This window comes from Okeania sp. SIO2F4 (assembly GCF_010672385.1).
In the GTDB taxonomy this organism is placed as follows: Bacteria; Cyanobacteriota; Cyanobacteriia; order Cyanobacteriales; family Microcoleaceae; genus Trichodesmium.
Genome location: NZ_JAAHGT010000414.1, coordinates 1 through 8,035 on the forward strand (window position 1 = coordinate 1; position 8,035 = coordinate 8,035).

The window sequence follows — 8,035 nt, forward strand, 5'->3', positions numbered from 1 at the left end:
GACAAAATCTCAACTTGAGAATTAGATGTTATAGATGTAGAAGTCGAATTTTGGTTCTGTTGAAATATCCAGGAAAAACTTCACCCAGAAAAATCACTCTGACAAATTTTCCTTCTACCTCCTCTATGAATTCTCCTGACTCCTAACTCCTAACTCCTAAGACAAAATCTCAAAGTTAGAATTAGATATTTCATAGATGTAGAAGTCGAATTTTGGTTCTGTTGAAATATCCAGGAAAAACTTCACCCAGAAAAATCACTCTGACAAATTTTCCTTCTACCTCCTCTATAATTCTCCTGACTCCTAAGACAAAATCTCAACTTGAGAATTAGATGTTATAGATGTAGAAGTCGAATTTTGGTTCTGTTGAAATATCCAGGAAAAACTTCACCCAGAAAAATCACTCTGACAAATTTTCCTTCTACCTCCTCTATAATTCTCCTGACTCCTAAGACAAAATCTCAACTTGAGAATTAGATGTTATAGATGTAGAAGTCGAATTTTGGTTCTGTTGAAATATCCAGGAAAAACTTCACCCAGAAAAATCACTCTGACAAATTTTCCTTCTACCTCCTCTATAATTCTCCTGACCAAAAAAGAAGGTCTCAAGTCTCATCTTTCAAGAGGATAAAAAAAGAGCAACTTCAGTATTTCAAGCCTCCGACTAAAGTCAGAGGTACTGATAACTGATAACTGTTAACGCAGTTCCTCCGGAGGAGGCTAACTGATAACTGAAATAACTCCTACCCTTACTCATCATACTTTTTCAGCAAACCTTAATTACCAAAATTTTCTGGCAATTCAATTTCAAAGTTTCTCAGCAGAAAAGCAAATTCATCTGTAATTTCTTCAATTATTTTCGTAGTAGGTTTTCCTGCTCCATGACCTGCTTTAGTTTCTATTCTAATTAATACTGGATTATCTCCAATATGAACTTCTTGTAAAGTAGAAATAAACTTAAAACTATGAGCTGGAACAACTCTATCGTCATGGTCAGCAGTAATAACTAAAGTTGCAGGATAAGAAGTTTCTGACTTTAAATTATGTAGAGGAGAATAAGCATATAAAGCTTTAAATTCTTCTGGATTATCTGGGGAACCATAATCACCAACCCACGCCCAACCAATAGTAAATTTATGGAAACGTAACATATCCATCACTCCCACTGCGGGTAAAGCGGCACCAAATAATTCTGGTCTTTGAGTTATACAAGCACCTACTAATAAACCACCATTACTTGCACCAGTAATAGCTAATTTTTTTGAGCAAGTCCAGTTATTTTCTATCAACCATTCAGCAGCACTAATAAAGTCATCAAATACATTTTGTTTCTGTTGTTTTGTTCCTGCTTTATGCCACTCTTCTCCATATTCTCCTCCTCCACGAATATTGGCTATTGCATAAACTCCTCCCATCTCTAACCAGACTAATCTACTAATAGAAAAATTGGGAGTGATAGAAATATTAAATCCTCCATATCCATAAAGAATAGTTGGGTTATTGCCATCTAGTTCTACACCTTTTTTGTGAGTAATAAACATGGGGATACTTGTACCATCCTTACTACTATAAAAAATTTGCTTTGTTTCAAATTCATCGGGATTAAAATCTACATTTGATTGACGATAAATTTTACTTTCACCACTCACCATATCGTACTGATAAATAGTTGAGGGAGTTGTGAAACTAACATAACTATAAAATGTGGTTGTCTCGTAACGTTTACCATAAAAACCACCCACTGAACCAATTCCGGGTAAGTCTACATTTCTGACTAGGGAACCATCAAGATTAAAGATTTTTACCTGAGTATGAGCATCCTTTAAATAGAAAGCAACAAACTGATTATTAAGTGTGCCTACTCCTTGCAATGTATCTGTTGTTTCGGGAATAATTTCTTGCCATTTATCTTGATTTTCTCCTCTGACTAAAGAAGGTGATGGGGGGTTATTAATATCAATGGCAATAACTCGTTTTTTCGGAGCATCAAAATCTGTGACAAACCAAAAGATATTATCATCATTATCTATCAGACTATATTCAGCTTCAAACTCGCTAATAAGTTGTACTATCGGCGCATCTGCGATAGTTAAATCCTGGTAAAAAACTAAATTTTGGCGGTCTGTACTTTGCCAAACTGTCAAAATCAAATATTTGCCATCTTCTGTAACATAGCAATTAAAACTCCATTCTTTTTTTTCAGCTCTTTCATAAATTAGTACATCATTATCTTGAGAAGTACCTAAACAATGGTAGTAAACTTTATGTAAATAGTTAGTCTCTTCTAATTTCCCTTCTTTTGGTTGTTCGTAGCGACTATAAAACAAACCTTGATTATCATGTCTCCAAGTCGGTCGATAGAATTTAATCCATTGCAAAACATCTGGTAAATCTTCTCCCGTCTCAATATTTTTTATTCGCCATTCTTGCCAGTCTGAACCAGACTTAGAAATACCATAAGCGATTAATTTGCCATCTTTACTAATAGCAATTCCCGACAGAGCAACTGTTCCATCTTCTGATAATTTGTTGGGGTCTATCAAAACTTTTGGTTCAGCATCTAGAGTAGGTAAAGTGTATAAAACACTTTGATTTTGTAAACCATCATTTTTAAAATAGAAGTAGCGATCGCCTTCTTTAAAGGGAACGCTATATTTTTCATAATCCCAGATTTGAGTTAGTCGTTTTTTAATAGTTTCTCGTTCAGAAATTTCTGCCAGATAATTAAAGGTAATTTCATTCTGAGATTTTACCCACTCTTGAGTTTTTTCAGAGTCAGGGTTTTCTAACCATTGATAAGGATCGGGAACTTGAATACCATGATAATTTTCTACTATGTCTGTTTTGTCAGTGATTGGATATGTTAGAGGTTGTTTGGGGTATTTCATATTTTTGATTTCTGAATGGTTGATTTAATCTTAGAAACAAATTTCGCCGTTATCAAGTTTTTGTTGAAGTTTTGCTTTTACATTATCGGTAAATTTCAAATTGGATACAAGATGAGTTAAATCTTTTCTACAACAAACCTTGATTATCATTTTTACAAGTTGGTTGGTTGAATTTTATCTATTGAAAAACATCTGCCAAATCTTCTCCAGTTTCAATATTTTTGATATTGATTTAATCTTTTTTGCCCACCGTACTCCAGAAAATTTTTGATCGAAATATGTTGGAGATTATTTGGAATGTTTCATCTTATTTTTAAATAGTTGATTTAATCTGAGAAACAAATTTCACCTCGATCAAGTTTTTCTTCGAGTTTTGCTTTTACATTGTCGCTAAATTTAAGATCGGATACAAGAGGAGCCAAATCTTTATAAGGATTACTTTTTCTATTTTTTACTAGCTTTTGAATAGTTTTTTTCCTGACATTTGTTCCTTTAAAAGCAGTTATTAAGTCAGCTTCATTTGCTGTATTAATATTAATAGCTGTTGAGTTTGTTGGGTGTGATGACGAAGTTAATTTTGTTTCAATATTTTTTTCTGTTATGGAGCTGCTTGTATCAGATTCTGTGTAAATAACTTTTTCTGTTGTTGAGGTTGATTTTTCTTTATCTGCTTGAATAAACTCAATATTTTTCGACTTTAACTTTTTTTCTAGCAGTGACGGACATGAAGGAGCAATTATAAAAGCTAAGTCTGGATGAGTATTATCTAAAGGATATGGATTAAATTCAAAATCATCTAACCATTCACTAAATATTCTTAAGTGAGAACTCAACAATTCATAATTTTTTGCTTCACCAAAACCCCTAGCTACCCCTTCACCATTATGAAGTAATTCTATATAACAATCTAAGGCGTGTTTTTCTCCTGTTTTTTTGCCTGTAATTGATTTTGTAGTGTCAACTGTTAATAGTGTATATGCTTTCTTTTTTAAATATTTATCCCATTGCTCTCGACATTTTGCTTCAACTAATCCACGAGCATCGCCTTCAAATTTTTGCTCTGGTGCTTCTTGAAAATACTTTTCGTGTATTTTTAACACTTCCCCAGTATAATCTTGATAAAATACTCTTAAATTTTTAGTTTTTTTCAATGGTATATTCTGAATTTCTTGCCAAGCAAGGTCAAAATTTTTATATCCCTTATATGCTCCTCTAAACCTTTCATCTATTTTTTCTCTAATCATTTTGTATTCTTTTTCAGAACAATTATAAAGCTCTATTGTATTCTCTGCTATTAAGCTTTCCAATACTGAATTTCCTTCAATAATTTGCCTAACTCTATTACTCGTTCCTACTAAATAAATTAGTAGAGGAATTTTAGACTGATATTCATCATATATCCGTTTTAATAAGTCCTTAAAAATTAGTTGAATATCTTCCTCTACATTACCAAATTCTGTTAATGAGTCTAATTCATCTATGAGATAAGCGAAAGTAAATCCAGGAACAATTTTATTTACTTGAGAGATCAAGTCAAGAAACAATTTAGCTAAGTCCACACGAATATTTAGAAAGAATGTCAAAAACTGTGATTCTAAATTGTCTTGATTAATTTTCTCTCGATTCAGTTTATCTAATAATCCTGGTTCTGCATCAAAGTCTTTGAGAAACTGTATAGCTTCATCTCTTACTGATGATAATTCTGGGTTTCTTGTTAGTTCCCAGAAAGTTTTGCTTAAAATATAACAGTAAAACTTTACCTGGAAATTATAACTACTATCTATTGGTATTTTCTCTAACTTATTCAGTCCGATTTTAATAACGACAGAATTAGTCTTATAATCAAACTCATATATGATTAAGTTCTCTAAATAAGTTAGTAATGAAGTTTTGCCAGTACCCAATACAGCAGTAACAAATCTCGCAGTAAAATATCCTTCTTCAAAAGTTTGACGAATATCATCTTGAAGAAGCTCAGTAATATTAGATACTGGTCTTCCAGACAAACTATTAGCTGAACATGAACTTCTATTCTCTGAAAGAACATCATTTGTTCCGAGAGGTCTAACATCACGTTCAATCCAAATATCTTCAATAAAACCTTCTCCCTTTCTTATGCGTTGGAGAAAGTCTTTAATCATCCTTTTCTTTCCTGCATTTTCTGGCATAATTTAATTTACCCACTCAATAATTTCTTCATTGTCTTCTACTACAGCAAAAACAATATCTTGGGATTTTAACTGCTCAAAATATTTCTTTAAGTTAGATTCTGAAATATAATTTTCATCCTTAAACTTTTGACAAATTTCTTGACTACGAATAGCTACAAATCCTCGTAATTCTTGACGGCTCCTTTCTTCAAAATAAAGCTTTTCAAACTTATCTACAAAAGTCTCAAAATCCATATTCTCATTTTGATAATTTATCTGATTATATTTTGCTGCTAATTTTAAACAAGCCATCAAAGCATTTAAAAGTTTAGCCCCTTTGTTAGACCTGAACTTATATTCCGTTGTTTGAAGACTAATAACCAGAGCTTTCATTCCCATCTCCGTAACTTTAATTCTGCCTCGTTTAGGAGATTCCAATAACTTCAACTCGCATAAACTCTCACAAACCTGTTTTGCATTAGGGCGGTGTTTTTTAGATAAATGATTCCTGACTGTACTTCTAGTTACTGTTCCCTCTGTTGAATAGGCAAAAGTATAAAGCAAATAAAGCATTTGTTCAGCCGAAATTTCCGTCATTACTTCCTCTTATTAATTTTATTAATCAATATATTTAACACTTGCAAAAATCCTGTAGTTAAAAATCCTAAAATAGCTATGTTGATAACTGAAACAAAATAGATTTATAACTTTGACATAGACTATCTCCACAACTTATCAACCAACAATAAACTTAAATCATGAATTTTATCAGATACTACTCATTCTAATTAATCTTTTTTTGAATAAGCTCAATTTTTATTCAACTAAAACATAATTTAGTTTACTCAAAATCCCTAAGTTAAAATTAATCCTTACAGTTATAGCAATCCGCGCATTGGTTGCGACAAATCAAAAAGTAAATAAAAAAACTGAAACTCCCACCTGTTCCCAGTTAAGCCTTCCCTGTTGCCTAAAAGCTTTTGAATTTTGTACACAACTCAAATAGGATTGCTATATTTTTATTGAAATTAACATTAACATTAATTGGTTAAAATAAAATTTAGGACTACATTTAACACTTGGATATTCTCTAAATAATACCATTCTGAAAAAAGAATCTTACAAATAATAAGCACTATTAAAAGACTTGATCTGAAATTTCCCTTTTACAAAAAAGATAATTTCCGACCTAAAAAATTGTATTAAAGCCATTCATTCTGTACGTTGCCAATCCGACGGCTCCCCTGCCTAACTTCCAAGAAATAACCTAGTTATTTGCAGCAAATATTTATCAAATTGGTACAATATTTTTTGTCAGCATCAAATTATATAGAAGTAAAAAAATCATCTTTTACCACTATAGCAATACAAAAAAGTGCTAGAAAATTGATAAAATTGAAATCCTTTACAACCAAGAGTTTTGACTTGAGCTGATAGCTATAAATGAATTAGGTAAAGCTGATGATAACTACAGACTAATCTTCATTCCATATCTCCATGAAATACAGTTGATTCTTGACTAAAATATTCTCCAATTAGTTGGTGAATTTCTCTTAAATCTTCAGCTTCAAACGACTTAATTAACTTTTCTGCTGCCTTTTGAGGATTCTTAGCAACTACTACCCATAATTCTTTATTTAACTTACCTTCTGGTTGTTGTTCCAACCAATTTTTCACCGCAATTTTTCCTGATTCAGTAATTTGATAAAAACCTCTCCCACCGCTTTTTGATTGTTCCAACCATCCCAAATGTTCCCATCGTTTTCTCCATAATTGAGCAGTGCTATGAGCATAATCTAAGATTTCTCCAATTTTAGATGCGTTTAAAACTTGATTATCTGGGCAAGCTTCTACAAGTTTAGAGAATTTATGAAAATAATTTGATGGATTTCCTAAATCTTTAAGTGGTTCTTCTGGTATCTCAACTTTTTTGGTTTCAGTTGATTCTAATCCGCTAATTAATTCTTCAATTTCTTTCGGTTCACAACCCAATCCATAAGGTGGTTGAGCACGACATAATTCTTCATAGCTATTAAATGATTTTCCTTGCTCATCAAGTAATTGTTGATAAGCTGCTGGTTGTTTCATTAATTCACGCCATGCTTTTAATTGTTCTGCATTAGCAACTATACTTTTTTTGAGAACATATTGTAGTTTTAACTTAATCGCAAGTGCCCATTGTGGTGTTCCAGGAGTTGTGCTAATTCCTCCTGTTTTCCCCAAAGTTTCATAATCCATTTTTCCCTGCATAGAAAAGGACATTTTCTTCTAGGTGATCTAAGATAATTTTTGAGTTTTTAAGCATTTAATTTTTTTCTAGCTCATGCTTTAAGAGGTATATTTTTAGGTATTAATTTTTTCCTATATTTCCTAATTTTTTTCCTAGAATATGAGCTGAAACAAAATTTGATTAGCAAGTATTTTTACCTAAAAATAAAATTTGTCGGCTTCTTTATACTAGCTATTTGTATATTTTCTATTTTAGATTATAGATTCACTAAGTCAACTACTGTGGGAACAAGTATATTATCTCGGCCACTTCCTCCAAAATTAAAATAAGGCAAGCTATTCGCAATTTCATATTGATGGGACTCAAAGGCAGTCATTAAATGGCGTTGAATCTATACAGAGAAAATTTTCAGTGCCAAAATGTATATATTGGGTTTCATAAGGTATATCACTTGAAGCAAAGGCAGTAAATATTACTAAATTGTGGCGAATCTTTGCGTAGCATCCCGTAGGGAAGGACGAACGTAGCAAAAATTCACTCAGAAGTAATCTCTGAGTTCTAAGTTCTGATAGATGGGATTTCTCAAGAGTGAGAAACTATAGTACTTATAGGTTAGAGATTCAATAAAATAGTCATAATTGACGACAAAATTTACCTATGAAAAAAACTATCAAGATACTAAAATTTGATGGTATTTTGACCTTAGTTAAAATTAGTGTAGCACTTCCCATACTTGTGAGGTACAAAGTTTTTTAACTTTAGGAGTA

At 31.9% G+C, this 8,035-nt stretch carries 4 protein-coding genes; all 4 read right to left on the reverse strand.

Going from position 1 to position 8,035, the window contains the following annotated elements; translation table 11 throughout:
- Nucleotides 1–776: 776 nt before the first annotated feature.
- A complete protein-coding gene (locus tag F6K22_RS23285) occupies nt 777–2,888 on the reverse strand; it encodes a prolyl oligopeptidase family serine peptidase (protein ID WP_293103346.1) in 2,112 nt (703 codons plus the stop codon).
- A gap of 326 nt (nt 2,889–3,214) precedes the next feature.
- Nucleotides 3,215–5,056, reverse strand: a complete 1,842-nt coding sequence (locus F6K22_RS23290; RefSeq protein ID WP_293103349.1) for a ComEA family DNA-binding protein — start codon at nt 5,054–5,056, stop codon at nt 3,215–3,217.
- A 3-nt stretch (nt 5,057–5,059) separates the two neighbouring features.
- Entirely contained in the window at nt 5,060–5,635 is a 576-nt protein-coding gene (locus tag F6K22_RS23295) for a hypothetical protein (RefSeq protein ID WP_293103351.1), read from the reverse strand.
- Nucleotides 5,636–6,520: 885 nt separating this feature from the next.
- Complete coding sequence (locus F6K22_RS23300) at nt 6,521–7,276, reverse strand: hypothetical protein (RefSeq protein WP_293103354.1); 756 nt, start codon at nt 7,274–7,276, stop codon at nt 6,521–6,523.
- Nucleotides 7,277–8,035: the final 759 nt, after the last annotated feature.